The 26,747-nt window shown below is 72.4% G+C and carries 22 protein-coding genes and 1 tRNA gene; 15 read left to right on the forward strand and 8 right to left on the reverse strand.

Translation table 11 applies throughout. The features are described from left to right. The first annotated feature begins 42 nt into the window (after nucleotides 1-42). The 6 genes from AB0A74_RS30770 to AB0A74_RS30795 are packed head-to-tail and all read left to right on the forward strand — an operon-like array spanning nucleotide 43 to nucleotide 6,732. Complete coding sequence (locus AB0A74_RS30770; RefSeq protein ID WP_358254922.1) at nucleotides 43-1,236, forward strand: ROK family transcriptional regulator; 1,194 nt, start codon at nucleotides 43-45, stop codon at nucleotides 1,234-1,236. A 49-nt stretch (nucleotides 1,237-1,285) separates the two neighbouring features. Continuing rightward, a complete protein-coding gene (locus AB0A74_RS30775) occupies nucleotides 1,286-2,614 on the forward strand; it encodes an ABC transporter substrate-binding protein (protein ID WP_358254924.1) in 1,329 nt (442 codons plus the stop codon). 2 nt (nucleotides 2,615-2,616) lie between these two features. Then, nucleotides 2,617-3,609, forward strand: a complete 993-nt coding sequence (locus tag AB0A74_RS30780; protein WP_358254926.1) for a sugar ABC transporter permease — start codon at nucleotides 2,617-2,619, stop codon at nucleotides 3,607-3,609. After that, a complete protein-coding gene (locus tag AB0A74_RS30785; protein WP_358254928.1) occupies nucleotides 3,606-4,469 on the forward strand; it encodes a carbohydrate ABC transporter permease in 864 nt (287 codons plus the stop codon). The genes AB0A74_RS30780 and AB0A74_RS30785 overlap by 4 nt, the downstream gene beginning before the upstream one ends. Beyond that, the gene (locus tag AB0A74_RS30790; protein WP_358254930.1) at nucleotides 4,466-5,734 is read left to right on the forward strand and encodes a 6-phospho-beta-glucosidase; all 1,269 of its coding nucleotides are present in this window, start codon (nucleotides 4,466-4,468) and stop codon (nucleotides 5,732-5,734) included. The genes AB0A74_RS30785 and AB0A74_RS30790 overlap by 4 nt, the downstream gene beginning before the upstream one ends. Beyond that, a complete protein-coding gene (locus AB0A74_RS30795) occupies nucleotides 5,734-6,732 on the forward strand; it encodes a BadF/BadG/BcrA/BcrD ATPase family protein (protein WP_358254932.1) in 999 nt (332 codons plus the stop codon). The genes AB0A74_RS30790 and AB0A74_RS30795 overlap by 1 nt, the downstream gene beginning before the upstream one ends. A gap of 120 nt (nucleotides 6,733-6,852) precedes the next feature. Here AB0A74_RS30795 and AB0A74_RS30800 read toward each other — a convergent pair whose 3' ends face one another. Then, on the reverse strand, nucleotides 6,853-7,233 hold the full coding sequence (locus tag AB0A74_RS30800) for a hypothetical protein (RefSeq protein ID WP_358254934.1): 381 nt from the start codon (nucleotides 7,231-7,233) through the stop codon (nucleotides 6,853-6,855). A 196-nt stretch (nucleotides 7,234-7,429) separates the two neighbouring features. Between AB0A74_RS30800 and AB0A74_RS30805 the strand changes: the two genes are divergently transcribed. Further along, complete coding sequence (locus AB0A74_RS30805; protein ID WP_358254964.1) at nucleotides 7,430-8,188, forward strand: SGNH/GDSL hydrolase family protein; 759 nt, start codon at nucleotides 7,430-7,432, stop codon at nucleotides 8,186-8,188. A 294-nt stretch (nucleotides 8,189-8,482) separates the two neighbouring features. Here the strand turns inward: AB0A74_RS30805 and AB0A74_RS30810 are convergent, their stop codons facing one another. Then, nucleotides 8,483-11,290, reverse strand: coding sequence for a BTAD domain-containing putative transcriptional regulator (locus tag AB0A74_RS30810; protein WP_358254936.1), 2,808 nt, complete (start codon nucleotides 11,288-11,290; stop codon nucleotides 8,483-8,485). 188 nt (nucleotides 11,291-11,478) lie between these two features. On the opposite strand from AB0A74_RS30810, the gene AB0A74_RS30815 reads away from it, so the two are divergent. From AB0A74_RS30815 to AB0A74_RS30825, 3 genes are all read left to right on the forward strand, one after another. Then, nucleotides 11,479-12,504 (forward strand): ADP-ribosylglycohydrolase family protein, encoded by a 1,026-nt coding sequence (locus AB0A74_RS30815; protein ID WP_358254938.1) that lies wholly within the window; start codon nucleotides 11,479-11,481, stop codon nucleotides 12,502-12,504. Nucleotides 12,505-12,719: 215 nt separating this feature from the next. Next, nucleotides 12,720-13,313: a TetR/AcrR family transcriptional regulator C-terminal domain-containing protein gene (locus tag AB0A74_RS30820; protein WP_358254940.1), complete on the forward strand. Its 594-nt coding sequence runs from the start codon at nucleotides 12,720-12,722 to the stop codon at nucleotides 13,311-13,313. A gap of 304 nt (nucleotides 13,314-13,617) precedes the next feature. Next, on the forward strand, nucleotides 13,618-14,364 hold the full coding sequence (locus AB0A74_RS30825; protein WP_358254942.1) for a hypothetical protein: 747 nt from the start codon (nucleotides 13,618-13,620) through the stop codon (nucleotides 14,362-14,364). On the opposite strand, the gene AB0A74_RS30830 is transcribed toward AB0A74_RS30825, so the two are convergent. Genes AB0A74_RS30830 through AB0A74_RS30840 form a run of 3 tightly spaced genes read right to left on the reverse strand, consistent with a single transcriptional unit; the run spans nucleotide 14,304 to nucleotide 16,747 of the window. Further along, the gene (locus AB0A74_RS30830) at nucleotides 14,304-15,017 is read right to left on the reverse strand and encodes an FAD:protein FMN transferase (protein ID WP_358254944.1); all 714 of its coding nucleotides are present in this window, start codon (nucleotides 15,015-15,017) and stop codon (nucleotides 14,304-14,306) included. The two genes, AB0A74_RS30825 and AB0A74_RS30830, sit on opposite strands and share 61 nt — an antisense overlap. Nucleotides 15,018-15,021: 4 nt before the next feature. After that, a complete protein-coding gene (locus AB0A74_RS30835; RefSeq protein ID WP_358254946.1) occupies nucleotides 15,022-15,390 on the reverse strand; it encodes an FMN-binding protein in 369 nt (122 codons plus the stop codon). 13 nt (nucleotides 15,391-15,403) lie between these two features. After that, the gene (locus tag AB0A74_RS30840) at nucleotides 15,404-16,747 is read right to left on the reverse strand and encodes a ferredoxin reductase family protein (protein WP_358254948.1); all 1,344 of its coding nucleotides are present in this window, start codon (nucleotides 16,745-16,747) and stop codon (nucleotides 15,404-15,406) included. A 139-nt stretch (nucleotides 16,748-16,886) separates the two neighbouring features. Here AB0A74_RS30840 and AB0A74_RS30845 point away from each other — a divergent pair, with 139 nt between their 5' ends. Then, nucleotides 16,887-17,585 carry a response regulator transcription factor gene (locus AB0A74_RS30845; RefSeq protein WP_358254950.1) on the forward strand — a complete coding sequence of 233 codons (699 nt, stop codon included), beginning with the start codon at nucleotides 16,887-16,889 and terminating at the stop codon, nucleotides 17,583-17,585. After that, entirely contained in the window at nucleotides 17,585-19,003 is a 1,419-nt protein-coding gene (locus AB0A74_RS30850; protein ID WP_358254952.1) for a HAMP domain-containing sensor histidine kinase, read from the forward strand. The genes AB0A74_RS30845 and AB0A74_RS30850 overlap by 1 nt, the downstream gene beginning before the upstream one ends. A 150-nt stretch (nucleotides 19,004-19,153) precedes the next feature. Here AB0A74_RS30850 and AB0A74_RS30855 read toward each other — a convergent pair. Next, a tRNA-Thr gene (locus tag AB0A74_RS30855) sits at nucleotides 19,154-19,226 on the reverse strand. A 284-nt stretch (nucleotides 19,227-19,510) separates the two neighbouring features. On the opposite strand from AB0A74_RS30855, the gene AB0A74_RS30860 reads away from it, so the two are divergent. From AB0A74_RS30860 to otsB, 3 genes are all read left to right on the forward strand, one after another. Then, entirely contained in the window at nucleotides 19,511-20,905 is a 1,395-nt protein-coding gene (locus AB0A74_RS30860; protein ID WP_358254954.1) for a threonine/serine exporter family protein, read from the forward strand. Nucleotides 20,906-21,070: 165 nt separating this feature from the next. Further along, nucleotides 21,071-22,504, forward strand: coding sequence for a trehalose-6-phosphate synthase (locus AB0A74_RS30865; RefSeq protein WP_358254956.1), 1,434 nt, complete (start codon nucleotides 21,071-21,073; stop codon nucleotides 22,502-22,504). 71 nt (nucleotides 22,505-22,575) lie between these two features. Continuing rightward, on the forward strand, nucleotides 22,576-25,110 hold the full coding sequence (gene otsB / locus AB0A74_RS30870) for a trehalose-phosphatase (protein WP_358254958.1): 2,535 nt from the start codon (nucleotides 22,576-22,578) through the stop codon (nucleotides 25,108-25,110). A gap of 46 nt (nucleotides 25,111-25,156) precedes the next feature. Here the strand turns inward: otsB and radA are convergent, their stop codons facing one another. Next, a complete protein-coding gene (gene radA, locus AB0A74_RS30875) occupies nucleotides 25,157-26,530 on the reverse strand; it encodes a DNA repair protein RadA (RefSeq protein ID WP_358254960.1) in 1,374 nt (457 codons plus the stop codon). 9 nt (nucleotides 26,531-26,539) lie between these two features. Further along, nucleotides 26,540-26,747, reverse strand: a 208-nt coding sequence (locus AB0A74_RS30880) for a hypothetical protein (protein ID WP_358254962.1), incomplete at its 5' end; no start/stop codon positions are given.

Genomic DNA, 26,747 nt, shown 5'->3' on the forward strand with positions numbered 1-26,747 from the left:
GTGGCCCGAAATCGTCTGGAAAGTTAACAGACAGGAGAGCCGATGCGAGCCGGTAGCCCCCGACTGCTGCGCGAGATCAACGACCGCGCCGCGATCGAGGCCTTGCTGCGCAACGGGCCCCTCACGCGCTCGGAGCTGGAGGGCATCATCGGGCTCTCCAAGCCCGCCACCGCCCAGTTGCTGACCCGCCTGGAGACCGAGGGCACGGTCCTGCGCAACGGCCTGCGCGGCGGCGGTCGCGGACCCCGCGCCCAGCTCTGGACGGTCAACGGCGCGCTGGCCCACGTCGCCGCCATCGACCTCACCCCGGACACCGTGGACGTGGCGATCGCCGACATCTCCGGCACGCTGCTCACCGAGCACTCCGCGCCCATGCCCCGCACGGACGTGCTGGAGGCGTTCCACGGCGCGGTGACCAAGGCCGCGAACCAGGCCGGGCTCTCGCCCGAAGCGCTGCACCACGTCGTCGTCGGGTCACCCGGTGCGGTCGATCCGACCACCGGTCGGCTGAACTACGCGCCGCACATGCCCGGGTGGGAGGGCTTCGACATCCCGGGCACGCTCCAGGAGCTGCTCGGCACCAACGTCACCGTCGAGAACGACGTCAACCTGGTGGCGCTGGAGGAGATGATCGCCGGCCGCGCGAGCGGCGTGAAGGACTTCGTGCTGCTCTGGCCCGCCGACGCGGTCGGCGCGGCGGTCGTGGTCAACGGCGTGCTGCTGCGCGGCGCCACCGGCGGCGCGGGCGAGATCGACGCCATGCAGGTCCCCGACCACGCCACCGCCGAGACCGGCACGGACCGGACCGGCGGCCGCTACGGCGACCTGCTCGACAGCGCCGCCATCGTCAAGCTCGCCCGCGCGCACGGCGTGTCCGCGCGCACCGGGCACGCCGCCGTCCGCAAGGCCCTGAGCGAGGGCACGGCCGGCCGTGAGTTCCTGGTGGACCTCGCCCGCCGGATCGCGACCGGCGTGGCCAACGTGATCGCCGTGCTCGACCCCGAACTGGTGCTGCTCTCCGGCGACATCGCGCACGCGGGCGGCACGACGCTCGCCGACCTCGTCGCCGCCGAGCTGCGCACCCTGGTGGTGCCCCGCACCCCCGTCCAACTCGCCCTGGTGACCGGGAAACCGGTGCGTTCCGGCGCACTGCATTCCGCGCTGTCGGTCGTCAGGGAACAGGTGTTCGGCCTACCCGCCGCCACGACCGAACCCTTCCGCGGCCCGCGCCCGTAGCGGGCGGACCGCACAACGTCCCCGACCGCACGTTGAAGAAGGAGAGCACATGCGCAAGGTCCCCCGCGCAGCGTTGCTTTGCGTGGCCGCCGCGGTGTCCCTGACCGCCTGCGCCGCCGGTGCCGGCAAGTCCGACCAGGCCGGTGGCCCCGCCGCCGCGCCCGGCACGGACGACAAGTTCACCCTGACCGTCTGGAGCAACTACTCCGGGCGCGAGCAGGACGAGGTCACCAAGGCGTTGGAGAGCTTCAAGAAGAAGTACCCCAACGCCGAGATCAAGCACGAGGGCAGCCAGGACGACGACAAGATCACCGCGGGCATCCGCAGCGGCAACCCGCCGGACGTCGCGCTGTCGTTCACCACCGACAACATCGGGCAGTTCTGCTCGTCGGGCTCGTTCCAGGAGCTCAAGCCCTACGTCGAGCGCGACAAGGTGGACCTCTCGCAGATCCCCGACGCCGTGCGGTCCTACACCGAGTACAAGGGCAACCGGTGCGCGATGCCGATGCTCTCCGACGTCTACGGGCTGTACTACAACAAGGACATGCTCGCCGCGGCCGGCATCACCACGCCGCCCAAGACCACGGCCGAGCTGCTCGACTTCGCCAAGCGCACGACCAGGAAGGCCCCGGACGGCTCGATCGAGGTCGCGGGCTTCCTGCCCACGATGATGTTCTACAACAACCGCCCGCCGATCTGGGCGCCGAACTTCGGCGCGAAGTGGGCCGGCCCGGACGGCAAGTCCGCGCTGGCCACGCCCGAGTGGGCGGAGATGCTGAAGTTCCAGAAGGAACTGGTCGACTTCTACGGCTACGAGAACCTGGAGCGGTTCCGCGCGGGCCTGGGCCAGGAGTTCTCCGCGGACCACGCGTTCCACCAGCAGAAGATCGCCATGATGATCGACGGCGAGTACCGCACGGCGTTCCTCAAGGACCAGGCGCCGCAGGTCAAGTTCGGCACCGCGCCGTTCCCGACGATCAAGCCCGAGCTGTACGGGGCCGGCTTCACCGCGGGCACCATCATGGGCATCCCCAAGGGCGCGAAGAACCCCGGCGCCGCGTGGGAGCTGATCAAGCACATGTCGTTCGACACCGAGACGATCGTCACCCTGGCCAACGGGATCAAGAACATCCCGAGCACCAAGGCCGCGCTGGCCGACCCGCGGCTGGAGGTGGACGAGAACTTCAAGACGTTCATCGACCTGGCCACCAGCGGCAAGCTCCAGGGCAACCCGGTGACGCCGATCGGCGACGCGCACATCAAGGCCATCGGCGACTTCGCCACCTCCTGGCAGGCGGGCAAGGTGCCGGACCTGATGGCGGGGTTGGAGGAAGTCGACAAGCAGATCGACGACCAGATCGCCAAGAGCGGCAAGTAGCCATGACCGCCACGCTCGAACGCGTGGAGGAGGTCCGGACCGCCCCCGCGAAGGGGCGGTCCCGGGCCCGCGCGCGTCACCGGTGGACCGTCCTGGCCTTCCTGGCCCCCGCGATCCTGGGTTTCCTGCTGTTCTTCGGCTACCCGCTGGTCGCGACGGTCGGCTTCTCGTTCACCAAGTACGACCTGATCAACCCGCCCGAGTGGACCGGGCTGGAGAACTACTCGTACATGTTCGGGGACAAGCTGTTCCGGACCGCGGTCTACAACACGATGTGGTTCGTCGTGGTGCTGACCGTCGCGCGGGTGGTGTTCGCGCTGGGGGTCGCGTCGGTGATCGCCCGGCTGAAGTCGGGCGTGGGCCTGGTGCGGACGCTGTGCTACCTGCCCTCGCTCGCGCCGCCGGTCGCCGCGACCCTGGTGTTCTTCCTGGTCATGCGGCCCAACGACGGTCCGCTGGACACGCTGCTGGGCTGGTTCGGCGTCGAGGGGCCGCTGTGGTTCGCCGACCCGGCGTGGGCCAAGCCGGGCATCACGGCCGTGATGCTGTGGGTCTCCGGCGACCTGATGATCATCATCCTGGCCGCGATCCTGGACGTGCCGCAGGAGCAGTACGAGGCGGCCGAGCTGGACGGCGCGGGGCCGTTGCGGCGGTGGTGGCACATCACGCTGCCGTCCATCTCGCCGGTGCTGGTGTTCGGCGTCGTGAACTCGATCATCCTGGCGCTGCAGCTGTTCACGCAGGCGGTGGTGGCGGGGTCGGCGGCCAGCGGGTCGGCCGACGTCACCGGCAACACGAAGATCCTGGGCTTCCCGGAGAACTCGACGCTGACGTTCCCGGTGTGGCTCTACACGCAGGGCTTCCGGTACTTCGACATGGGTTACGCGGCGGCGATGGCGACCGTGCTGTTCGTCGTGTCGTTCGCGGCGACGGCGGCGCTGGTGCAGCGCATGCGCAAGGCCACCCACCAGGAAGAGGGAGGGGGAGGCGCATGACCGCCGTGCTCGACGCCCCGCCGCGGCGGCCGGCGAACTGGAAGGGCGCGTTGGACTGGGTCGCGGTGCACAGCCTCGGCCTGGCGCTGGGCCTGATGTTCGCGCTGCCCATCGTGTTCGTCTTCCTGACCGCCGTGATGTCGGACAACCAGGCGTTCACCAAGGACCTGTGGCCGCGCGAGTGGCACTGGGGCAACTTCCTGGAGGTCTTCGACAAGGCCCCGCTGCTGAAGTACCTGGGCAACAGCCTGCTGTACTCGCTGCTGGCGACCGCGGGGATGCTGCTGTCGTCGATCCCGGCGGCCTACGCGCTGGCCAAGCTGCGCTGGCGGGGCCGCGACGCGGTGTTCCTGCTGGTGGTGGGCGCGATGATGCTCCCGCCGCAGGTGGTCGCCGTGCCGCTGTACGACACGTGGTCGAGCCTGGGCCTGACCGGCACGCTGTGGCCGTTGATCGTGCCGTACTTCTTGTTCGACGCGTTCAGCATCTTCCTGCTGCGCCAGTTCATCCTGACGATCCCGCAGTCCTACGTGGACGCGGCGCGGGTGGACGGGTGCACGGAGTTCCAGGCGCTGCTGCGGATCATCGTGCCGATGGCGCGGCCGGGCATCGCCGCCACCGCCCTGTTCTGCTTCCTGTTCACGTGGAACGACTACTTCGGCCCGCTGCTCTACACCGGCGAGCGGCCGGACGAGTGGACCCTGTCGCTGGCGCTGTCGTCGTTCAAGGGCCTGCACCACGTGCAGTGGAACCTGGCGATGGCGGTGACGCTGCTGATCATGGTGCCCGCGGTGGTGCTGTTCGCCTTCGCCCAGCGCTCGTTCGTCAAGGGCATCACATTCACTGGAGTCAAAGGATGAAGCTCACCGTTGTGGGCGGCGGGTCGACGTACACGCCGGAACTGGTCGACGGCATCGCGGGACGCCGGACCAGCCTGGCCGTGGACGAGATCGTGCTCGTGGACCCGGACGCCGAGCGGTTGGCCGTCGTCGGCGCGTTCTCGCGGCGGCTGCTCGCGCACGCCGGGCACCCGGCGCGGGTCACCACCACGACCGACCTGGACCGGGGGGTCGAGGGCGCGTCGGCGGTGCTGCTGCAGCTGCGCGTCGGCGGGCAGGCGGCGCGGGCGCAGGACGAGACGTTCCCGCTGGTGTGCGACTGCGTGGGGCAGGAGACGACCGGCGCGGGCGGGCTGGCCAAGGCGCTGCGGACCGTGCCGGTGGTGCTGGACATCGCCGAGCGGGTGCGGGCGCTGGCCGGTGAGGACACGTGGATCGTCAACTTCACCAACCCGGTCGGGATCGTGACGCGGGCGTTGTTGCGGGCCGGCCACCGCGCGGTGGGCCTGTGCAACGTCGCCATCACGTTCCAGCGGTGGACGTCGGCGCTGCTGGGCGTGCGACCCGACGCGGTCACCCTCGGCCACGTCGGACTGAACCACCTGACCTGGGAACGGCAAGTCCTCGTAGACGGCGTCGATCGCCTACCGGAACTGCTGGAGCACCACGGGGAAGCGCTTGCCTCACACATCGGACTGCCCGCGTCGCTCATGCGCCGCATGGGCGTCGTCCCGTCCTACTACCTGAAGTACTTCTACGAGCACGACGACGTTGTCAGGAAGCAGAAGACCGACCCGCCGCGCGCGGAAGTAGTTGCCGGGGTGGAAAAGGAACTGCTCGGCCTCTACGGCGATGTCAACGTCGTCACCAAGCCGGATCAGCTTTCGCAGCGCGGCGGCGCGTACTACTCCGAGGCCGCGGTGGAGTTGGTGCACGCGCTGACCGGTGGAGCGGGTGCCGAGCGGCACGTGGTGAACGTGCGCAACGGCGGCACGCTGCCGTTCCTGCCGGACGACGCGGTGATCGAGGTGCCGGCCACGGTGACCGCGGACGGCGCGACGCCGCTGCCGGTGGACCCGGTCGAACCCGCGATCGCCGGCCTGGTCGCGCACGTCACCGCGTACGAGCAGCTGGCGCTGGAGGCCGCGGTGCACGGCGGGCGGGACCGGGTGGCCGACGCGCTGCTCGCGCACCCGCTGGTCGGGCAGCACGCGGTCGCGGACCGGTTGGCCGACGAGCTGGTGGCGCGCAACAGCGACTTCCTGCCGTGGGCGAAGGGGGCTTGATGGTCGACCGGGTGCTCGCCATCGACGGCGGCAACAGCAAGACCGCCGTGGCGCTGGTCGACGTGGAGGGGCGGGTCCTCGCGCAGGTGCGCGGGCCGGGGGCCTCGCCGCAGAACGTCGGCCTGCCGCGCAGCCTGGAGGTGTTCGGGGAGCTGGTCGCCGAGGCGGCCCGGCGCGCCGGGCTGCCCCCGACCGAGCGGGTCGCCACGCACACCGCCGCCTACCTCGCGGGCGCCGACCTGCCCCGGGAGGAGGAGGACCTGCGGACCGCCATCGAGGGGCTCGGGTGGTCGGACACGACCGTCGTCGGCAACGACACGTTCGCGCTGCTGCGGGCGGGCACGTCCGACGGCATCGGCGTGGCCGTGGTGTGCGGGGCGGGGATCAACTGCGTCGCCGTGGCGCGGGACGGCCGGACCCACCGGTTCCCCGCGCTGGGCCGGATCTCCGGGGACTGGGGCGGCGGCGGGCACATCGGCGGCGAGGCGCTGTGGCTGGCCGTGCGGGCGGAGGACGGGCGCGGCGAGCCGACCGCGCTGCTGCCCGCCGTGATCGCCCACTACGGGACGCGGACGGTGGCGGAGGCGGTCGCGCGGCTGCACTTCGGGGAGGTCGAGTTCGACCCGCACGCCCTGTGCCCGCTGTTGTTCGAGGTCGCGGCGGCGGGTGACGCGGTGGCCCGCGCGGTCGTGGACCGGCTGGTCGAGGAGGTCGCGCTGCTGGCGTCGGTGTCGCTGCGCCGGTTGGGGCTGCTGGCCGAGCCGGTGGACGTGGTGCTCGGCGGCGGCGTGCTGACCGGGACGAACGGCGTGGTCGTGGACGCGGTCCGCGACCGGCTGCGCGCCGTGGCCCCGTTGGCCGGGGTGCGGGTCGTGGACGTGCCCCCGGTGGTCGGCGCGGCCCTGCTCGGCCTGGACGCGCTGGGCGCCCCGCCGGGCGCGGAACTGCGGCTGCGCACGGCGTACGAGTCGCAGGTGCCCGTCGAGGTGACGGGCTAGCGGACCCCGGTGCGCGCGGGAGGTGTCAGGCGGCGGCCCTCCCCGCGCACCGGACCCACCCCCGCTGCCAGGGGGTTGATCGGCGGCGGCTCCTCCTGGCGGCGGGCCCCCACGGCGGTGTCATGCGCCCGACACCGTCGTGGGGATCTCGAACGACGACGTGCTCACCGGCACGCTGACCGTCAGTTCGGGAACGGTCACGGACGGCTCCGGCGCGGCCGTCGAGGCGGACGTGATCTCCGTTGCAGTCGGCTGTGTTCCGACCGTAGTCGTCGTGGTGGTCGCCTTCCGGCGCGCGGTGGTGGTGACCGACACCTCGACCCCTTCGAAGTCCATCGGCGGCCCGTCCCCGCCCGCCCGTTGCGTGGGCACGGGAGAGGTGCCGACGCGCTGCTCGCGCGGCGGTTCGGGCTCGGCCCGGGTGAGGGCGACAGCGGTCACGACGCCGGCCAGCACGGCCAGCGCGCCGAACGAGAGGACCGGGAAGGGCGGACGCGGCACGGACGGCAGGGTAGGCCCACCGACGTGACGAACCGCCCAATGCAGACACCGAGTCCCACCATCGAGTGACCCGGGGAGCGCGACCCGCCCAACCGACGCTGGCGTAGGTCGGACGCGCGGAGGCATCCTGTTCAGCGCGCGCGGATCACGGGGGTGCCCGCGTCGCAGCACCGAGGGAGGGGCGCTGGTGGACGGGATGGACAGCTTCGTCGCGTTGGGGGACAGCTTCACGGAGGGCATGGACGACCCGGGCCCGAACGGCACGTACATGGGGTGGGCGGACCGCCTGGCGGGTCTGCTGTCCCTGCAGCGGCCGGGGTTGCGGTACGCGAACTTCGCCGTGCGCGGCAAGATGCTGCAGGAGATCGTGGACGAGCAGATCCCGCTGGCGGTGTCGTTGAAGCCGAAGCTCGCGACGTTCTGCGGCGGCGGCAACGACATCCTGGTGCCGGGGTCCGACCCGGACGCGTTGGCGGAGGTCTACGAGATCGCGGTGGCGGACCTGCGGGCGGCCGGGGCGGAGGTCCTGATCTTCACGGGCTTCGACCCGAAGCACACGCCGTTCCTGCGCTCGCTGCGCGGCAAGATCGCGATCTACAACAGCCACCTGTGGTCGGTGGCCGAGCGCTACCACTGCCGAGTGGTGGACCTGTGGTCGATGACCGTCCTGCACGACCGGAGGGCGTGGAGCGAGGACCGCCTCCACCTGTCCACGGAGGGCCACCGCAGGGTCGCCCTGCGCGCGGCGGAAGTGCTCGGCTTCAAGCAGCCGGAGGACTGGAGCACGCCGTGGCCCCCGCTGGAGGACGAGGACTGGATGACCCAACGCCGCCACGACCTCAAGTGGGCCCGCGAACACGTGGTGCCGTGGATCGGCCGCCAACTGCGCGGGGAATCGATGGGCGACGGCGTGGCGCCCAAGCGCCCGGAACTGCTCCCGGTCTGCTCGGACTGACACGCACTCCGGAGGGCCTGGCGGAGTCGCTCCTGTTTTCGCTTTGCGCTTCCGAATCCACAACGCGCAGTTCAGGCAGCCGACGCGGCGAGGGAAGCCGGCGAGAAAAGGGCTGACCAGGCCGGCACTCTCCCCCGAATGCCGGCCCGGTCAGCGGTTCGGGTGGCTTCCCCCCTGGCATCCCCCTCCAAGAGCCACCCGTGCACGCTCATCCGCTTGTGCGTTGATCAGCGCGCGCGTCCAAGTTCCCACGACTTCGCATTGGCGAGCTAAACATCCGCTAAACCTCGGTGGTCAAGCCCCGGCCAACCCTTCAAGGGCCGTTCGGACCAACATGGCCCGCGGCGAGCCCAGCCGTTCGAACAACCGGAGGGACTCGGCCAGCTCCGCTTGGGCCGCGACCCGTTCCCCCCGCTTCGCCAGCACCTCGCCGAGCACCTGCCGCCCGAAGGCCTCCTCGAACTGCATGGAGCCGCCCCGCGCCAGCTCGACGCCCTGCCGCGCGTGCTCCTCCGCCTCGGCCGGCAGGCCCAGCTCGGCGTACATCTCGGCCAGGTTGTTCACGGCCAGCACGTACGCCCGCTCGTCGCCGTTGCGGTGGTGCACCTCCATGGCCTGGAACTGGTGCTGCGCCGCCGTCTCCAGCTGCCCGAGGCGTTGTTCCACCTGGGCCAGGTTGTTCAGCACGGTGGCCTCGCCCAGGGCGTCGCCGTCGCGGCGCGCCAGTTCCACGGCCTCCCGGTAGTAGGCCAGCGCCTCCTCCAACCGGCCCTCCGCGGACAGCGCGCCGGCCAGCTGGTCCAGCGTCATGACCAGGTACCTGGGCTCGCCGATCTCCTTCGCGATCCGGTACGCGCGCTCGGCGTCCGGCAGGGTCCCCCGCACCGCGCCCGCCCGCCAGTTGATCTTGAACATCGCGTTCAGGACCAGCATCTCGCCGCGCCGGTCGCCGCTGACCCGGGCCGCCGCCAACCCGAACTCCGCGATCCCGTGCCAGTCCCGGCTGACCACCCGGGCCACGCAGTACGTGTGCACGAGCCGGACGAGCTGCCAGACCTGTTGGTGCAGACCGGCTTCCGCGCCGGCGTGCACCAGGGCGATCAGGTTGGGCCACTCCTTGTCGTACCAGGACAGGGCTTGCGCCGCGGTCGCCGGGCGGGGCGCGGTCGGGTCGACCGACGCCAGGTCCAGCCCGTCACCGGACGGGCGGATCAGCCGACGGGCGTGGTCGCACGCCGCGAGGTAGTGGTCCATCAGCCGGCGCAACGCGGCCGTGCGCCGGCCGGCGTCCTGGTCGCCCAGCACCTCCCGGGCGTACAGGCGCACCAGGTCGTGCAGGACGAACCCGCCGCGCCACTGCTCGACCAGCAGGTGCGCGTCCGCGAGATCGGCTAATCGCGCCGCGGCCGTCCCGAGGTCCGTCCGGCAGAGGGCGGCGATGGCGTGCGGGCTGACCCACCGGCCGGGGACGAGTCCCGCGGCCCGAAACGTCTCCGCCAGTTCCGGCGGCAGGTTGCGGTAGGACACGGCGAGCGCCCGCGCCACGCCCACGCCGGTGTCCGCCAGGTCCAGCGCCCGCAGCCGCACGTCGTCGTCGGACAGTTGCGCCACCAGCGACTCGACCGTCCACTCGGGACTGAACACGAGCTTGGCGGCGGCGATCCGCAGCGCCAGCGGCAGGTTCCCGCACAGCTCCGCGAGCATCCGCATGGCCACGGGTTCCTGTTCGGACAACGGCTTGCCGACGACCTCGTCGACCAGCCGCACCGACTCGTCCTCCGACAGGGTGTCCAGCGTGAGCATCCGCGCCCCGTTGGACACCACCAGCGACTCCAGCCGCCGCCGGGACGTCACCAGCACCACCGACCCCGCGCCGGGCGGCAGCAGCAGCCGCACCTGCTCCGGGTCCCACGCGTCGTCCAGGACCACCAGCACCCGCCGCTTGGCCAGCACCGACCGGTACAGCCCCACCCGGTCGTCCAGGTCCCGCGGCACGCCGTCCGCGGGCACCCCCAGCGCCAGCAGGAACCGCCCCAGCACCTCGGCGGGCGCGACGGGCTCCCGGTCCGGCGCGAAGCCGTTCAGCGCGGCGAACAGCAGCCCGTCGGGGAACTGCTCGGCGCGCCGGTGGCCCCACGTGACGGCCAGCTCGCTCTTGCCGATGCCGGGCGCGCCGTTGACCACGGCGATGGTCGTCGCGCCGGTGTCGCGGCCGTCGCACAGCCGGTCCAGCCAGGCCAGCTCCTCGTCCCGCCCGATGAACCCGCTGGCCGCCGCCGGCAGCTGCGCCGGCACCACCACCCCCGGCCGGGGCGGCAGCGTCGCCGGCTCGGCCGGCCCGCCGGCCCGCAGCGCCGGGTCGTCCCGCAGCACCTGCTCGTGCAGCACGCGCAGCTCGGGGCCGGGGTCGATGCCCAGCTCGTCCACGACCCGGCGGTGGAAGCGCTGGTAGGCCTCCAACGCGTCGGCCCGCTGCCCCGACCGGTACAGGGCGCGCATGATCTGCCCGACGAACCGCTCCCGGAACGGGAACTCCCCCACCAACTGCCGCAGCTCGCCCACCAGCTCCAGGTGCCGCCCCAGTTCCAGCTCGGCCTCGATGCGCTCTTCCAGTGCGGCAAGCCGAAGCTCGTCGAGGTCGGTGGTGATCGGCTCGCCCGGCACGTCGGCCAGCACCGGCCCCCGCCACAGCCCCAGCGACTCGCGCAGCAGCTGCGCCCGGATCGCCGCCGGCTTGCCCCGCGCCCCGGCCACGAGCCGGCGCGCCCGGTGGAAGTCCAGCCGCCACGGGTCCACGGCGAGCTGGTAGCCCGGCGGGGTGGTCAGGATGCGCGCGGACCCGGCCGGGTCGGCCTGCTCCAGCATGCGCCGCAGCCGGGACACGTACCCGTGCACGATGGTCCGGGCCGTGGCGGGCGGCTCGTCCTCCCACAGGCAGTCCACGATCTCGTCGATGGGGACGACCCGGTTGGCCTCCAGCACCAGCATCGCGAGCAGCCCCCGCATGCCCTTGCGGCCGATGACGAGCTGCCGGCCGTCCGCGAGCACCTGCAAGGGCCCGAGGACACCGAACTCCAGCCCGCTCCTGCTCCGGTCAGCCATGCCCCTCCCCCGCCTCCAGCTACTGCCCAGTCACTCACATCAGGTGCGCCGGGCGGCGTGTTGGATACCTGTCAGTAGATGTTGTTTGCTCAACTAGTCGCCGCTCCCATGACCGGACGACCCCGCGACGGCTAGGGTTTTGACCCCGGACGACGCAGGTGCAGGAGGGCAAGTTGCCGCGCGAGCCGATGAGCGTGGTCGACCGTGGCGCCGCCTGCTTGCTGGGCGGCGCCCTGGGTGATGCGCTGGGCGCGCCCGTCCAGTACCTCGGGTGGACGGACATCCAACGAGACCACGGGCCCGAGGGTGTTCTGGAACCGCCGCGTCCCGCTCTGGTGACCGACGACACGCAGCTCACGCTGTTCACCGCGGACGGCTACCTGCGGGCGTGGGTGCGCGGGCACACCACCGGCGAGTGGGAGCCGGTGGAGGTGGTGTGGCAGAGCTACCGGCGCTGGCTGACCACCCAGCAGGTGGCCGCGCCGGAGCCGGGCGCGACCGGGTTGGTGGGCGACGAGCGGCTGTACTCCAGCCGGTCGCCGGGCCTGACGTGCCTGCGCGCGCTGGCCGCCGACAGCCCGCCGACGCCCGAGGAGCCGCACAACGAGTCCTCCGGGTGCAACGGCGTGACCCGGACCGCGCCGGCGGGCTTCGCGCCGACCGCCGAGATCGCCTACGACCTGGGCTGCCGGTTCGCGGCGCTGACCCACGGCGGCACCGGCGGCTGGGTGGCGGGTGGCGCGTTCGCGTTGCTGATCCACCTGTTGGCGGTGAAGGCGCGGCCGTTGCGGGAGGCGGTGGACCAGGTCATCGGGCGGGTGCTGCGCGACGACCCGTACACGGCGAACACGTTGAACCGGGCCGTGCTGTTCGCCGACGAGCACCGGGCGCTGGGCTTCGAGTCGGTGCGGGTGGACCGGTTGGGCAGCGGGTGGACCGGGCCGGAGGCGCTGGCCATCGCCGTGCACACGGTGCTGGTGTACCCGCGGCGGTCGGAGTTCGTGGACGCGCTGCGGGCGGCGGCGAACCACTCGGGCGGCAGCGACGCGACGGCGGCGTTGACCGGCAACATCCTGGGCGCGCTGCACGGGACGGCGGCGTTGCCGAGGGATTGGCTGGCGGGCTTGGAGCTGGTGGACCTGCTGACGCGCCTGGGCTCCGACCTGGGCCACTCGGTGGTGGGCGCGGACTTCGACCACTCGCGCTACGTGTGAGTTACCGCCGGCTCCGGCCACCCGCTCCCGAATGCGGGTGACCGAAGCCGACCCTCCGCGCGATCGAACGCCGGGGCACGCCCCGAGCGCGAAACCCGGCTGACCTGCGCGGAGAAGGGAAAACCCGTGCCGGAGACCGTAGCAGAGCGCGTGCGCGCCATCACGCCCGGCCCACCTCCTTAACGTCGTGAAGGAGTAGGGCACCATCGTTCGCCGTGGGTCTGGGACGGGACGCGATCGTGCGCGCGGCACTGGCACTGCTCAACGAGGTCGGCTTGGAAGGCCTGACCCTGCGCCGCCTGGCCGACGAGCTGGACGTCCAGGCCCCGGCGCTCTACTGGCACGTGAAGAACAAGGCCGAGCTGCTGGACGGCATGGCGGCGACGATCATCGAGGACGCGCTGCGCGACGTGGAGGCGCCCAGGCGCGGCGAGTCGTGGGTGGACTGGACCGCCGACTGCGCCCACCGCCTGCGCGACACGGTGCTGGCGTACCGGGACGGCCCCCGGGTCCTGTCCGGCACCTACCTGACCCACACCACCGGCCGCCCGCTGGAACTGACCCTGCGGACGCTGTGCGACGCGGGTTTCCCACCGCGCGACGCGGCCCGCGGCATCAGCACGGTGTGGGCGTACGTGCAGGGCTTCACCATCGAGGAACAGTCCCTCCCTCCCCGCGACCCGGACGCCACCCGCCACCCGTTGGCCGCACACGCCGTGGCGGAACTGACCAAAGAAGCCGACGACCGCTTCGAACACGGCCTGCGCCTACTCCTGTCGGGCCTACGCCTATCCCGCTTCGGCAACTGAGCATGCCCCCTCGCACACCCGAGGCCACCCCACCGCGCAGACCGTCTCCCGCCAACGGCGCCGGTCGCAGCCCGCACCCGCGAACAGCCAGCGACCATGCCCGCGCCCACGCGCACTCAGCCCACCTCACCGCCCAACGACAGCCGACCGGACACCCCGACCCCAGACACCCCGACCCCGGACACCCCGACCCCGGACACCCCGACCCCGAACACCCCGACCACAGCCACCCCGACCGCCCGCGCAAACCCTCCCCGCTCACACCCCAGCCCGGTTCCCGACTCCCCCGACCCGGCATCTGACCATGCCCGCAGGCGTACGCGCCCTCACCGCGCTGCTCATCACCCTCGACGGCCGCCCCGACACCACCAACCTGGGCGACCTCGCCATCCAAGCCGTCCGAACCGCCCCGCGCGACGACCCCGCCGCACTCGCCGAACTGGCCGAGGTCGCGGGCTGGATCCTGTTCGAGGAAGAACGCCAAGCCGAAGCCCACGCCCACAACACGCTCGCCCTGACTCTTTCACGCCACTCAAACATCCACGAGACTGAAATACTTACTTTGCTGAACAGTACTTTTCAGCGGTTGCGGGTGGGAGAGCTGAAAGAAGCGCTGGGACTGGCGGAGCTGGGGCTGGAGCGGACCCGATCGCCGAAAGTGAGAGCGATGTTCGCGTTGCGCCAAGCGCGAGTCTTCTCGCGCATGAAAGACGAGCGTGCCGCGTTCCAAGCACTCGCCCGAGCCCAGCAAGTACTCGAAGACGACCCCACCGCCCCGCCCTGGGCCTGGTGGATCGACGAGACCGAGCTCAACGGGCACCGCGCCGCCGTCCTGGCCAACCTCGGGCACCTCGAAGAAGCCGCCCTCCTCTTCCCGCCCGACGACGGCCTGCGCTTCCGCGAAGTCCTGCAAGCCATGCGCTACCGGACCCTGGACGCCCTGGGCGAGTGGCACCGGGAACCGCCCACCTTCACCAGTCCGCGAGCCCGTCACACGGCTACCGGCATCCCCGGAGTCCGGCACACGCGTTCCGACGCATCCACCGCATAAACCTCACACCCCTCCTGCGCGGCCGCCCACGGAATGCCGTCCAACCCCATCGCAAAGGCGGCAGTAGCAGTCGCATCGGCGACGGTCAGCGTCGGCGCGTAAATGGTCACGCTCAACAAATCCGTCACCGGCCGACCGGTGCGCCCATCGACAATGTGATCGCCGCGCTCATACCGGCCCGACGTCGCCACGGCACCCGACTCGACCTCCAGGACCGTGCACAACCGATCGGCAGCCAACGGGTGGCGCACACCGACGCGCCAAGGCGCACCAGGACGACCACCGACCACGACGTCACCCCCGGCGTTCACCACGAACCGGTCCGCCTCCAGCAGGTCGGCGGCCCCCTGCACGGCCCAGCCCTTCACCACCGCGCACGGGTCCAGCCCGCGGCCGGGAAGCCGCACGTCGAACGCGCCCCCGGTCGCCACCCGGTAGTGCTCGCACAAAGCGAGCACGTGCGCCAGGTCCGCACTCACCTCGGCTTCCGCCACCTCGGCGCGCCCCAGCCGGGACACCTCGCTCCCGGGCTTGAACGGGCTGAACCGCTCGTCCACCTCCCGCAACCACGCGAACGCCCGGTCCACCCCGTCCGCCGCGCCCTCCACCCGCACGGACACCGGCAGGCCCATCACGTGCTCGACGCGTCGCACGGCCTCAGTCCTTCGCGTCGATCGCGGCCTGCAACGACCGCACGTACGCCTCGCTGGTCGTCGTCGCCCCCGACACGGTGTCCACCTCGGCGCTCTGCGCGGACAGGGTCTCCTCGATCAGCACGGGCACCGCCTGCCGGGTCGGCGCGCTGCTCGGCTGCTTGAGCATCTTCACGGCGGTGATCCGGTCGCCTTCGAAGGTGACCTGCACCTGCACGTCACCGTGGCTCGTCCGCACCAGCGACCCGGACACGGTCTGACCGCGCGGCGGGGCGGCCTCCTCGACGGCGACGGTCTCCGGGGCCGCCTCGTAACGCCACAGCGGGACCAGACCGGCGGCGGTCAGCACCAGGACCGGAACGGCTCTCTTCACGACTCGACTCCCCTCAACTCGCCAGGCTGAAGCGCTCGGCGTGGACCTGCGGTTTCGGCACGCCCAGGTCGCGCAGGCCCCGCAGCACCGCCCCGGTCATGCCGGGCGGGCCGCAGACGAACACGTCCCGGTCGCGGATGTCGGGCACCGCGTGCGCGAGGGCGTGCGGGCCCAGGGGCGCGCGGTCGGACGGGCCGGTCACGACGTGCAGCACCGCGCCCCGCGCCTGCGCCAGGCCGCGCACCTCGTGCAGCAGCACGGCGTCCTGCGGCCGGCTGACCCGGTAGATCACGACGACGTGCCCGCGCAGCTCCTCCAGCAGCGCCCGGATCGGCGTGATCCCGACCCCGCCCGCGACCAGCAGGGTGTTCGGGCGCGTCCGGTGCAGCGTGGTGAACGCCCCGTACGGTCCTTCGGCGAACACCCGCGTCCCGGGTCGGACAGCTCGCAGGGAAGCGCTGCCCGGCCCCAAGGCCTTGGCGGTCAGCCGCAGGTACTTGCCGTCCGGCGCGGCGGACAGCGAGAACGGGTTGGCCTGCCACCAGCGGTCGCGGGTGAGGAAGCGCCACAGGAAGAACTGGCCCGCCCGGGCGGGCAGCCGGTCCAGGTGGCGGCCGGTGATGTAGATCGACACCACGTCGTGCGACTCGGGGACCACGGCCGCGACGCGCAGCCGGTGCCGGACGTTGCGCCACAGCGGCAGCACGAGCCGTCCGACGACGACCGAGCCGAGCGCGCAGCCCCACAGGCCCCACCAGTAGGCGGTGGCGGCGGGCGAGGCGGTGAAGGTCGTTCCGGTGCCGATCTGGTGCGAGAACGCCAGCACGACCGCGATGTAGGTGTAGAGGTGGATGAAGTGCCAGGTCTCGTACGCCATGCGCCGCCGCGCCCAGCGCGCCGACACCCCGCCCACCGCCATGATCACCAGCAGCGCCACGACGGCCCGCAGCACGCCGTCCACGGTGGTGGCCAGCGACACGAACTCGTCCACCGGCGGCAGGGACGCGAGTTGCGCGTACCCGAGGGTGATGAACACGGCGTGCGCGACGAGCAGCCACAGCAGCGTGAACCCGACCCAGCGGTGCCACGAGGTGAGCCGGTCCATGCCCAGGCGGCGGTCCAGCCACGGCAGGCGGGCCACCAGCACGAGCTGGAACGCCATGAGCAGCGCGCCGTAGAGGCCGGTCAGGCGGCCGAGGAGGACCAGCGCGTTGGCCGACGCGCCGGAGGAGGCGAACAACGCGGCGACCACGGCCACGTTGGCGGCCAGCACGGCGTACAGGCCGGTGCGGGCCACGGCCTTCGGGCGCACCGCTTTGGGGCGCACGGCCGGCGCCGGGAGCTGGACGGTCGTCACGATCGGCACTCCTGTTCGACGGGCTGACCTCATCGAGCCTGCGGGCGGGAGCTGTGCCGGTCCTGTCGCCGACCTGTCGGCTCCCTGTCGATCCGCGCGGGGGTTCGCCCGCCGCGCGGGGGTGGCGCACCATGAGCACGTGGACAAGGGCAACGCGGTTCGACTGCTCGTCGTGGACGACGAGCCGCACATCGCCGACCTGGTCGCGACCGTCGCGCGCTACGAGGGGTGGCAGGCGGCCACGGCGGGCAGCGGCGAGGCCGCGCTGACGACGGCCGCCGACTTCCACCCCGACATCGTGGTGCTCGACCTGATGCTGCCCGACCTGGACGGGTTCACCGTGCTGGACCGGCTGCGGGCGTCCGGCGCGATGGTCCCGGTGGTGTTCCTGACCGCGCGGGACGGCACGGCGGACCGCGTCGCGGGCCTGACCCGGGGCGGCGACGACTACCTGGTGAAGCCGTTCTCGGTGGAGGAGCTGATGGCGCGGCTGCGGGCCGTGCTGCGGCGCAGCACCGGGCCGCAGTGGAAGCGGTCGGTGCTGAAGGTGGCGGACCTGGCGCTGGACGAGGACACCCGCGAGGTGCGGCGGGGCGCGAAGCTGGTGACGCTCACCCCGACCGAGTACGAGCTCCTGCGGTACCTGATGCGCCGGTCGCCGGCCGTGCTGACCAAGGCGCAGATCCTCGACCACGTGTGGGAGTACGACTTCGGCGGCCGGTCCAACGTGGTCGAGCTGGTCATCTCGCACCTGCGGCGCAAGCTGGACGCAGGCCGCGAGCCGCTGATCCACACCGTGCGCGGCGTCGGGTACGTGCTGCGCAAGGCGCCCGACTGATGCGGTTCACGGGGTACCGGCGGCTGGCGCTGGGCACGCGGCTGGCGCTCGGGCTGGGCGTGCTGGCCCTGGTCGTGTTCGCCGTGGTCGGCACGGTGATGGCGGGCCGCATGGAGGCCTACCTGGCGGCGAAGCTGGACGAGCAGGTGGGGCGGTCGCAGCAGGACCTGGAGAAGGAGATCCATCGGACGGGCAAGCTGACCAAGAACGTCTACGGCTGGTTCGCGGCGGTGTACCGGGTCGAGGGCGGTCGGGCGACGCTGGAGCCGCCGTCGGTGCAGCCCAGCCCGGAGCTGCCGGCCGACCCGACCGAGCTGGCGGAGGTCGCGGCGGCGACGACGGGGTCCGAGCCGGTGTTCCGCACCGAGTACCTCAAGGGCCACGGCACGTACCGCCTGCGCGGCTGCCCGCTGGGCAACGGCCAGGTGCTGGTCAGCGCCGCGCCGATGAACGACATCACCACGACCGTCCGGCAGTTGGTGCTGGTCGAGGTGGCGACGTTCCTGTTGGCGCTGGTCGCGCTGGTGGTGGCCGGGCGGGCGGTCCTGCGCCGGGGACTGCAGCCGTTGAGCGACATGGCGAAGACCGCGCGCGCCATCACGTCCCACGACCTGACCGACTCGGCCCGGCTGCCGGTGCGGGCGGCGGGCGGCAACGGGGGCGTCGAGGTCGAGGAGCTGCGGACGGCGTTCAACACGATGCTGGAGCACATCGACACGTCCCTGGCCGCCCGGACGGCCGCCGAGCAGCGCCTGCGCCGGTTCGTGGCGGACGCGTCGCACGAGCTGCGGACGCCGCTGACGTCGATCCGGGGGTACGCGGACCTGTTCCGCTACGCGGCGGCGAACGCGCCGGAGGAGCGCGAGGCCCACCTGGAGAAGCTGCGCTCGGAGGCGGCGCGGATGAGCGTCCTCCTCGACGACCTGCTCCTGCTGGCCCGCCTGGACTCGGCGGAGGCCGAAACCCCGGTCCGCCCGGAGGACGACGACCTGGCGCGGTTGGTCCGCGACTCCGCCGACGCCTTCGAAGCCGCCCGCCCGGACCACCCGCTGACCGTGACCGCGCCGGAGTCCCTGCCGCTGCGCTTCGACCCGATGCGCCTGCGCCAGGTCGTGGACAACCTGCTGACCAACGCGGCCACCCACACGCCGGCGGGCACGGCGGTGTCGGTGTCGGTGGGCGTGGAGGGCCGGTTCGCGGTGATCCGGGTGGCGGACTCGGGTCCGGGCATCCCGGCGGAGGACCAGGCCCGGATCTTCGACCGGTTCTACCGCGTGGACGACTCGCGGACGCGGGGCAGCGGCGGCAGCGGCCTGGGCTTGGCGGTCGTGCACTCCCTGGTCGCGGCGCACGGCGGGACGATCACCGTGGACAGCCACCCGGGCTCGACCACGTTCACCATCCGGATCCCGAGGTGAGGGCCGCCGCCCCGACCCGCGAGGCCGCGTCGGCTTGTCGCGTCGCCTTTCGCTCCGATCACGCTTTCCGATCGGAGCGAAACGCGGCGCGACGAGCCGACTTCCCGGCGGCCGAGCCCGCCGCGACGAAGTCGCGGCCATCGAACACTGAGCCGGTGAGGGGACTTGAACCCCTAACCTTTCGCTTACAAGGCGAGTGCTCTGCCAATTGAGCTACACCGGCGCGGCGGATGCGCCGGGGACATCGTAAGCGCCCGCACCAGGTGCTACCTGCGGCGAACGGTCTGCTCAGGGTGTCCCGGCGTTGGTCCGTCCGGAGGTCCGCAGCCCGTCCGAGTGGCCCAGGGAACACCCAAAACCGCTGGCCAGCGGCATCAACAGAGCTGGACGCTGCGTGATCGACTCACCCGCACCGGGGACCCCGCCCGGGGGTGGCGCATCACACAGCGGCGGATGTGACACCGTCGGGCGTGGCTAAACCGTGATCCGCGAGGAGGACCACCCCCAGTGAGGCTGCGGCGCAAGCGGTACCGCGACCCCAGGACCGTGCCCGACCTGTGGCAACCCGTCGAGGGGCCGGCGTTGCCGGACGACTCGACCGTCCACCTGGTGCTCGACCTCGCCCTGAGAGTCGGCGAGGTGCAGTTGGCCAGCGGTGCGGGGGCCGCCGACGCCACCGCGACCGTCATGGCCGTCGCCGACGCCTACGGGCTGCCGCGCACCGAGGTGGACGTGACGTTCACCTCGATCACCGTCTCCTGCCACCGCGGCACCGAGGCCGCCCCGGTCACGTCGCTGCGCGTCGTCCGCAGCCGGGGCCTGGACTACACCCGCCTGGCTGCCCTGGAGAACCTCATCCGGCGGATCACGGACGGGGGCATCAGGGCCGCCGACGCCTACGCCGAGCTGGACCGGATCACCAAGCAGCCGCACCCCTACCCGCGCTGGGTCGCGACGCTGGCCTGGGCGGGCATGGCGGGCGCGGTCGCGTTCCTGGTGGGTGGCGGGCCGCTGCTCGCCCTCGCCGCCGCGCTGGTCACGGCCGTGATCGACCGGGTCGGGCGGCTGCTCAACCGGCGCGCGCTGCCGTTTTTCTTCCAACAGGTCGTCGGCGGGGCGCTGGCCACCGCGGCGGCCGCGGTCATGTACGCGACGGACGCGTTGCCGGAGGTTCGGCCGTCGCTGCTGGTCGCCACCGGCATCGTGGTGCTGTTGTCCGGGTTGTCGCTGGTCGGCGCGGTGCAGGACGCGATCACCGGGTACAACGTCACCGCCGCGGGCCGCCTGATGGAGATCGCGCTGCTCACCGCGGGCCTGATCACCGGCATCGCCCTCACGCTGCGCGCCGCCGTGCAGTTCGGGGTCCGGACGTCCATCGCCGACCCGTTGCCACCGTTGATCTCCGACGTGCCGGTCCAGTTCGCCGCGGGCGCGGTCACCTCGGCGTTCTTCGCGCTCGCCGCCTACGCGCCGCTGCAGGCGCTGCCGATCGCCGCGGCGGCCGGCGCCGTCGGCACCGGCACGTACGGGCTGCTCGTGCTCACCGGCACGAACGTGATCACCTGCTCGGCGGTCGCCGCGACGGTGGTCGGGTTCGGCGGCGCGGTGGTCTCGCGCCGGCTGCGGACGCCGCCACTGGTCGTGGCGGTGGCGGGCATGGTGCCGCTGCTGCCGGGCTGGACCACCTACCGCGGTCTTTACCAGCTGACCGTCGAGGCCGACGCGGACGGCCTGTCCACCCTCGTGCTGGCCGCCGGCACGGCGTTGGCGCTGGCCAGCGGGGTGGTGCTGGGCGAGTTCCTGGGCCGGCCGGTGCGCACGGGCCTGAGCCGGCTGGAGCGGAAGCTCGCCGGGCCCCGGTTGTCCGGCCCACTGCGTCCCGCCAAGCGCCGGGTCGAGTGACCACCCACTCGGGGGTGACGTTGCTCCTACCTCCGTGAACACCGTGTGACGGAGACCGCTGCCGGGCATTCCGGAACCACCCCAGCCACTACCCTCGGTGGCGGGCGCACCAACCGTGGATGTCGCGACAACACGCGGCGGTTCGACACAGGAGGCGTTACCAAGGTGGGCATTGGCGAGAACGGCGCGGATTTCCTGGTCGTGGCTAACCGCTTGCCGGTGGACCTGGAGCGCCTGGAGGACGGCACCCAGCGCTGGAAGCACAGCCCCGGTGGCCTGGTCAGCGCCCTGGAGCCGTTCCTGCGCTCGCACAGCGGCGCGTGGGTCGGCTGGCCCGGCGTCGCGGACGCCGAGGTCGAGGCGTTCGAGGAGGACGGCCTCCAACTGCACCCGGTCGCGCTCAGCTCCGCCGAGGTCCGCGACTACTACGAAGGCTTCTCCAACGGCACCCTCTGGCCGCTCTACCACGACGTCGTGGCGCCGCCGGCGTTCCACCGGCGGTGGTGGAACGCCTACGTCCGGGTGAACCAGCGGTTCGCCGACGTGACGGCGAAGGTGGCCGCGCAGGGCGCCACCGTGTGGGTGCAGGACTACCAGCTCCAGCTCGTCCCGGCGATGCTGCGCGAGCTGCGCCCGGACCTGCGGATCGGGTTCTTCCTGCACATCCCGTTCCCGCCGGTGGAGCTGTTCATGCAGCTCCCGTGGCGCACCGAGATCATCCGCGGCCTGCTCGGCGCGGACCTGGTCGGCTTCCACCGGCCCGGCGGCGCGCAGAACTTCCTGTGGCTGGCCCGCCGCCTGGTCGGCCTGGAGCCCAGCCGCGGCGCGGTCGGCGTGCGCACCCGGCCGGGTGTCGTGCAGGTCGGCGACCGCACGGTGCGGGTCGGCGCGTTCCCCATCTCCATCGACTCGGCGGGACTGGACGCGCTGGCGCGCAGCAAGGAGGTCCAGGCGCACGCGAAGCAGATCCGCGAGGACCTGGGCCGGCCGAAGAAGATCCTGCTCGGCGTGGACCGGCTGGACTACACCAAGGGCATCGACGTGCGGCTGCGCGCGCTGCACGAGCTGCTCGCCGACGGCCGGGTGGACCCGCGCGACGTCACCATGATCCAGCTCGCCACCCCCAGCCGGGAGCGGGTCGAGCACTACAAGCAGATGCGCAGCGAGATCGAGCAGGCGGTGGGCCGGATCAACGGCGAGTTCTCCACCGTGGGCCACACGGTCGTCCACTATTTGCACCAATCCGTAGATCGGCGGGAATTGACCGCTTTCATGACCGCCGCGGACGTCATGGTCGTGACGCCCGTCCGAGACGGCATGAATCTGGTCTGCAAGGAGTACGTGGCCTGCCGCTACGACCTGGGCGGCGCGCTCGTGCTGTCCGAGTTCGCCGGGGCCGCCGCCGAGCTGACCAGCGCTTTCCTGGTGAACCCGCACGACCTCGACGGTGTGAAGAACGCTCTGGAAGCGGCCCTAACGCTGGATCCGGCGGAGGGTCGCCGTAGGATGCGCGCGCTGCGCCGCCAAGTCCTCACGCACGACGTCGACCGCTGGGCTCGCTCGTTCCTTGACGCCTTGGGTACGCAGAGCGCAATCTGAATCAGTTCAGCCTATCTGAATCAGTTCAGACCCTGCAACCGACCTGTCCCACCGAGTCTTGAGGAGGGGCGTTGACCGCCGAAGCCCTCCCCGCCGATCTTCGCCGTGCGATCGTGCAGCTGGCCCGCACACCGCGCCTGCTGGTCGCCTGCGACTACGACGGGACACTGGCTCCGATCGTGGCCAACCCCGAGGACGCCCGCCCGCTGACCGAATCGGTGGGCGCGCTGCGCTCCCTGGCCGGTCTGCACGAGACCACGACGGCGGTGATCTCCGGACGGGCGCTGCGCGACCTCGCCACGCTGTCGCGCCTCCCGTCCGAGGTGCACCTCGTGGGCTCGCACGGGTCGGAGTTCGACGTGGGCTTCGTCCACGCCCTGGACGCCGACGCGAAAGCCCTGCACCGGCGCCTGGAAACCGCGCTTGAAACGATTGTGGACGGCCACGAGGGCGTCAGCCTGGAGGTCAAGCCCGCGAGCATCGCGGTGCACGTCCGGCGCGCCGAGCAGGCCGTCGGGGACCGGGTGCTCGACGCCGTGCGCGGCGGCCCGAGCACGTGGGACGGCGTGCAGGTCACGGAGGGCAAGGCCGTGATCGAGCTGGCCGTCGTGCAGACCGACAAGGGCCACGCCCTGGACGTGCTGCGGCACCGGGTGTCCGCGACCGCGTCGATCTTCGTGGGCGACGACGTCACCGACGAGAAGGCGTTCGCCCGGCTGTCCGGGCCCGACGTCGGCATCAAGGTCGGCGACGGCGAGTCGCTGGCCGAGTACCGCATCGACGACACCGTTGACGTCGCCACGGTGCTGGCGTTCCTGTTCGAGGAGCGCAAGAACTGGCTGCACGGCGACCAGGCCGTGCCGATCGAGCGGTTGACCATGCTCGCCAACGAGCGGTCGGTCGCCCTGCTCACCCCCGACGCCCGGCTGAACTGGCTGTGCCACCCGGAGCCGGACTCGGCGGCGGTGTTCGCCGACCTGCTCGGCGGCCCGGCGGCGGGCCACTTCTCGATCAAGCCGGAGCACGGGTCGCTGCCCCTGGGCCAGCGGTACGTGCCGGGCACGATGATCGTGGAGACCCGCTGGTCGCGGCTGCTGGTCACCGACTACCTCGACCACGACCTGGCCTCGCACCGCACCGACCTGGTGCGGCGCATCTCCGGCTCGACCAACGCGGTGATCACCTTCGCGCCGCGCCCGGAGTTCGGGCAGGTGCCGGTGCGGCTGCTGCGCGAGCGCGACGGCCTGCGCGTGGTCGGCACGTCCGACCCGATGGTGCTGCGCTCGCCGGGCGTGGACTGGCAGATCACCTCCGACGGCATCCAGGAGACGGCCACGGCCGTCGTGCGGCCCCGCGAGGGCGCGCCGGTGCTGCTGGAGCTGCGGTGCGGCACGGACGACCTGTCCGAGGCCACGCTGGGCGAGGCGGAGCGGCGGGCGCGGGCCGGGTCGTTCTGGTCGGACTGGGCGGCCACGCTCAAGCTGCCGCCGGTCGAGACGGACCTGGTGCTGCGCTCCGCGCTGACCCTCAAGGGCCTGGTGCACCACGACACCGGCGCGATCATGGCCGCCGCGACCACGTCGCTGCCCGAGGAGCTGGGCGGCATCCGCAACTGGGACTACCGGTACTGCTGGCTGCGCGACGCCGCGCTGACCGCGCAGGCCCTGGTGTCGCTGGGGTCGCTGGGCGAGGCGGAGGCGTTCCTGGGCTGGGTGCACGGCGTGCTGGCCACGCTGCCCGGCCCCGAGCGCCTGCACCCGCTCTACACGCTGCAGGGCACCATGCTGGGCGCCGAGGCGGTCATCGACACCCTGCCCGGCTACGCGGGCTCCCGGCCCGTGCGCGTGGGCAACCTGGCCAACCAGCAGGTCCAGCTCGACGTGTTCGGCCCGGTCGTGGACCTGGTCGTGCAGCTGGCCGCCGCGCGCGGCTCGCTGACCGACCAGGACTGGAAGATGGTGCAGGCGATGGCCGAGGCCGTCGCCCGCCGCTGGCACGAGCCCGACCACGGCATCTGGGAAGAGCGCCACGCGCCCCGCCACCACGTGTACTCCAAGGTCATGTGCTGGGTGACCCTGGACCGCGCGGTGTCGCTGGGCGAGACCTACGGGCGCGAGATCGACCCGTCCTGGCCGGTGCTGCGCGACACCATCGCCAACGACGTGCTCAAGCACGGGTGGAGCGACGAGGCCCAGTCGTTCACCACGGCCTACGACGGCGACGACCTCGACGCGGCGTCCCTGCACGTCGGCCTGACCGGCCTGATCGACCCGACCGACGACCGCTTCCAGGCCACCGTCACCGCCATCGAGGCGGAGCTGCGGTCCGGTTCCACGGTCTACCGGTACCGGCGCGACGACGGCCTGCCCGGCGACGAGGGCGGCTTCCACCTGTGCGCGGCGTGGATGATCGAGGCCTACCTGCTCACCGGGCGGCGCACGGAGGCCGAGGAGCTGTTCGCGCAGATGGTCGACGCGGCCGGCCCCACCGGCCTGCTGCCCGAGGAGTACGACCCGATCGCGGAGCGCTCCCTGGGCAACCACCCGCAGGCCTACAGCCACCTGGGCCTGATCCGCTGCGCCCAGCTGCTGGCGGCCCTGCCGTAGGCGCCTTCCGCCGAACGCCCCCGGCCGCTCGGTCCGGGGGCGTTCGTCATTTCTTGAGCTTGAGCAGTTGGAGGGCTTCGAACAGGTCGTGGGCGACCAGCGCCCGGGTCTCGCCGGGCAGGGGGCCCGCGTCCGGCGGGACCAGGGCCTTGGTGTAGCCGAGGCGGGCGGCCTCGGTGAGGCGGCGGCCGACGCCGTTGACCCGGCGCAGCTCGCCGGACAGGCCGACCTCGCCGACCACGACCAGGTCGTGCGGCAGGGGCTGGTCGGTGGCCGCGGAGGCGACGGCCAGCGCCACCGCGAGGTCCACGGCGGGTTCGACCAGCTTCATGCCGCCGACGGTCGCGGTGAAGACGTCCTTGTTGTGCAGGGCCATCCGGCCGCGCTTCTCCAGCACGGCGAGGGCCATGGCGACGCGGGCCGAGTCCAGCCCGCTGACCGCGCGGCGCGGGGACGGCAGGTTCGTCGGCGTGACCAGGGCCTGGACCTCGCCCAGCATCGGGCGCTTGCCCTCCACGACGACGGTGACGGCGGTGCCGGTGACGTCCTGGTCGCGGCGGTTGAGGAACAGGCCGGACGGGTCGGGGACGCCCACGATGCCGTCGTCGCGCAGCTCGAAGCAGCCCACCTCGTCGGCCGCGCCGAACCGGTTCTTGATGCCGCGGACCAGGCGCAGGCTGGAGTGCCGGTCGCCCTCGAACTGCAGGACCACGTCCACCAGGTGCTCCAGGACGCGGGGGCCCGCGACCGAGCCGTCCTTGGTGACGTGCCCGACCAGCACGATCGGCAGGCCGCGTTCCTTGGCCAGCGCCACCAGGCCCGCCGTGACGGCGCGGACCTGGGTGACGCCGCCGGGCGTGCCGTCCACCTCGGGGGAGGACATGGTCTGGACGGAGTCGACGATCAGCACGCCGGGGTTGACCGCCTCGACCTGCCCGAGCACGGCGCTCAGGTCGCTCTCGGCGGCGAGGTACATCTGGGGGTGGATGTTGCCGGTGCGCTCGGCCCGCAACCGGACCTGCCCGGCCGACTCCTCACCGGTGATGTAGAGCGAGGGCACCGCGCCCTTCACGGCCCACTGGTAGGCGACCTCCAGCAGCAGCGTGGACTTGCCCACCCCGGGCTCCCCCGCCAGCAGCACGACCGCGCCGGGCACCAGCCCGCCGCCGAGCACGCGGTCCAGCTCGGCCACCCCGGTCTTGCGGGCGCGGGCGGACTCGATGTCCACCTCCCCGATCGGCCGCGCGGGCGCGCTGGGCGCGCCGGCCACGACGCGGGCGAGCGCGGACCGGCTCACGCCACGCTCCTCGACGGTCCCCCAGGCCTGGCACTCGGGACACCGCCCCACCCACTTCGCCACCTCGTGCCCGCACTCGGCACACCGGTAGGAAGCTTTCACCGCACGCCCGTTCTTGACCACGCCCGCAGGCTAACGACCACCCCCGACACTCCCGCGAGCACGCCACGCCAAGCCACGCCGCGACGGGGTGGGCAGGGCGGCGGACAGCGCGCCGACGACGGCAGGGCGGGGCCGGGAGGGCCGAGCCGGGCCGCCGAACCGGGCCGCCGAACCGGGCCGCCGAACCGGGCCGCCGAACCGGGCCGCCGAACCGGGCCGCCGAACCGGGCCGCCAAAC

This window comes from Saccharothrix sp. NPDC042600 (genome assembly GCF_040647305.1).
In the GTDB taxonomy this organism is placed as follows: Bacteria; Actinomycetota; Actinomycetes; order Mycobacteriales; family Pseudonocardiaceae; genus Actinosynnema; species Actinosynnema mutabilis.

Excerpts from the sequence above, each read along its gene's own strand:
- AB0A74_RS30805 (WP_358254964.1), top strand. The coding sequence starts at position 7,430 with ATGGACAGCTTCGTCGCGTTGGGGGACAGCTTCACGGAGGGCATGGAC.
- AB0A74_RS30770 (WP_358254922.1), top strand. The coding sequence starts at position 43 with ATGCGAGCCGGTAGCCCCCGACTGCTGCGCGAGATCAACGACCGCGCC.
- AB0A74_RS30795 (WP_358254932.1), top strand. The coding sequence starts at position 5,734 with ATGGTCGACCGGGTGCTCGCCATCGACGGCGGCAACAGCAAGACCGCC.
- AB0A74_RS30790 (WP_358254930.1), top strand. The coding sequence starts at position 4,466 with ATGAAGCTCACCGTTGTGGGCGGCGGGTCGACGTACACGCCGGAACTG.
- AB0A74_RS30780 (WP_358254926.1), top strand. The coding sequence starts at position 2,617 with ATGACCGCCACGCTCGAACGCGTGGAGGAGGTCCGGACCGCCCCCGCG.
- AB0A74_RS30775 (WP_358254924.1), top strand. The coding sequence starts at position 1,286 with ATGCGCAAGGTCCCCCGCGCAGCGTTGCTTTGCGTGGCCGCCGCGGTG.
- AB0A74_RS30850 (WP_358254952.1), top strand. The coding sequence starts at position 17,585 with ATGCGGTTCACGGGGTACCGGCGGCTGGCGCTGGGCACGCGGCTGGCG.
- AB0A74_RS30785 (WP_358254928.1), top strand. The coding sequence starts at position 3,606 with ATGACCGCCGTGCTCGACGCCCCGCCGCGGCGGCCGGCGAACTGGAAG.
- AB0A74_RS30825 (WP_358254942.1), top strand. The coding sequence starts at position 13,618 with ATGCCCGCAGGCGTACGCGCCCTCACCGCGCTGCTCATCACCCTCGAC.
- AB0A74_RS30810 (WP_358254936.1), bottom strand. The coding sequence starts at position 11,290 with ATGGCTGACCGGAGCAGGAGCGGGCTGGAGTTCGGTGTCCTCGGGCCC.
- AB0A74_RS30815 (WP_358254938.1), top strand. The coding sequence starts at position 11,479 with ATGAGCGTGGTCGACCGTGGCGCCGCCTGCTTGCTGGGCGGCGCCCTG.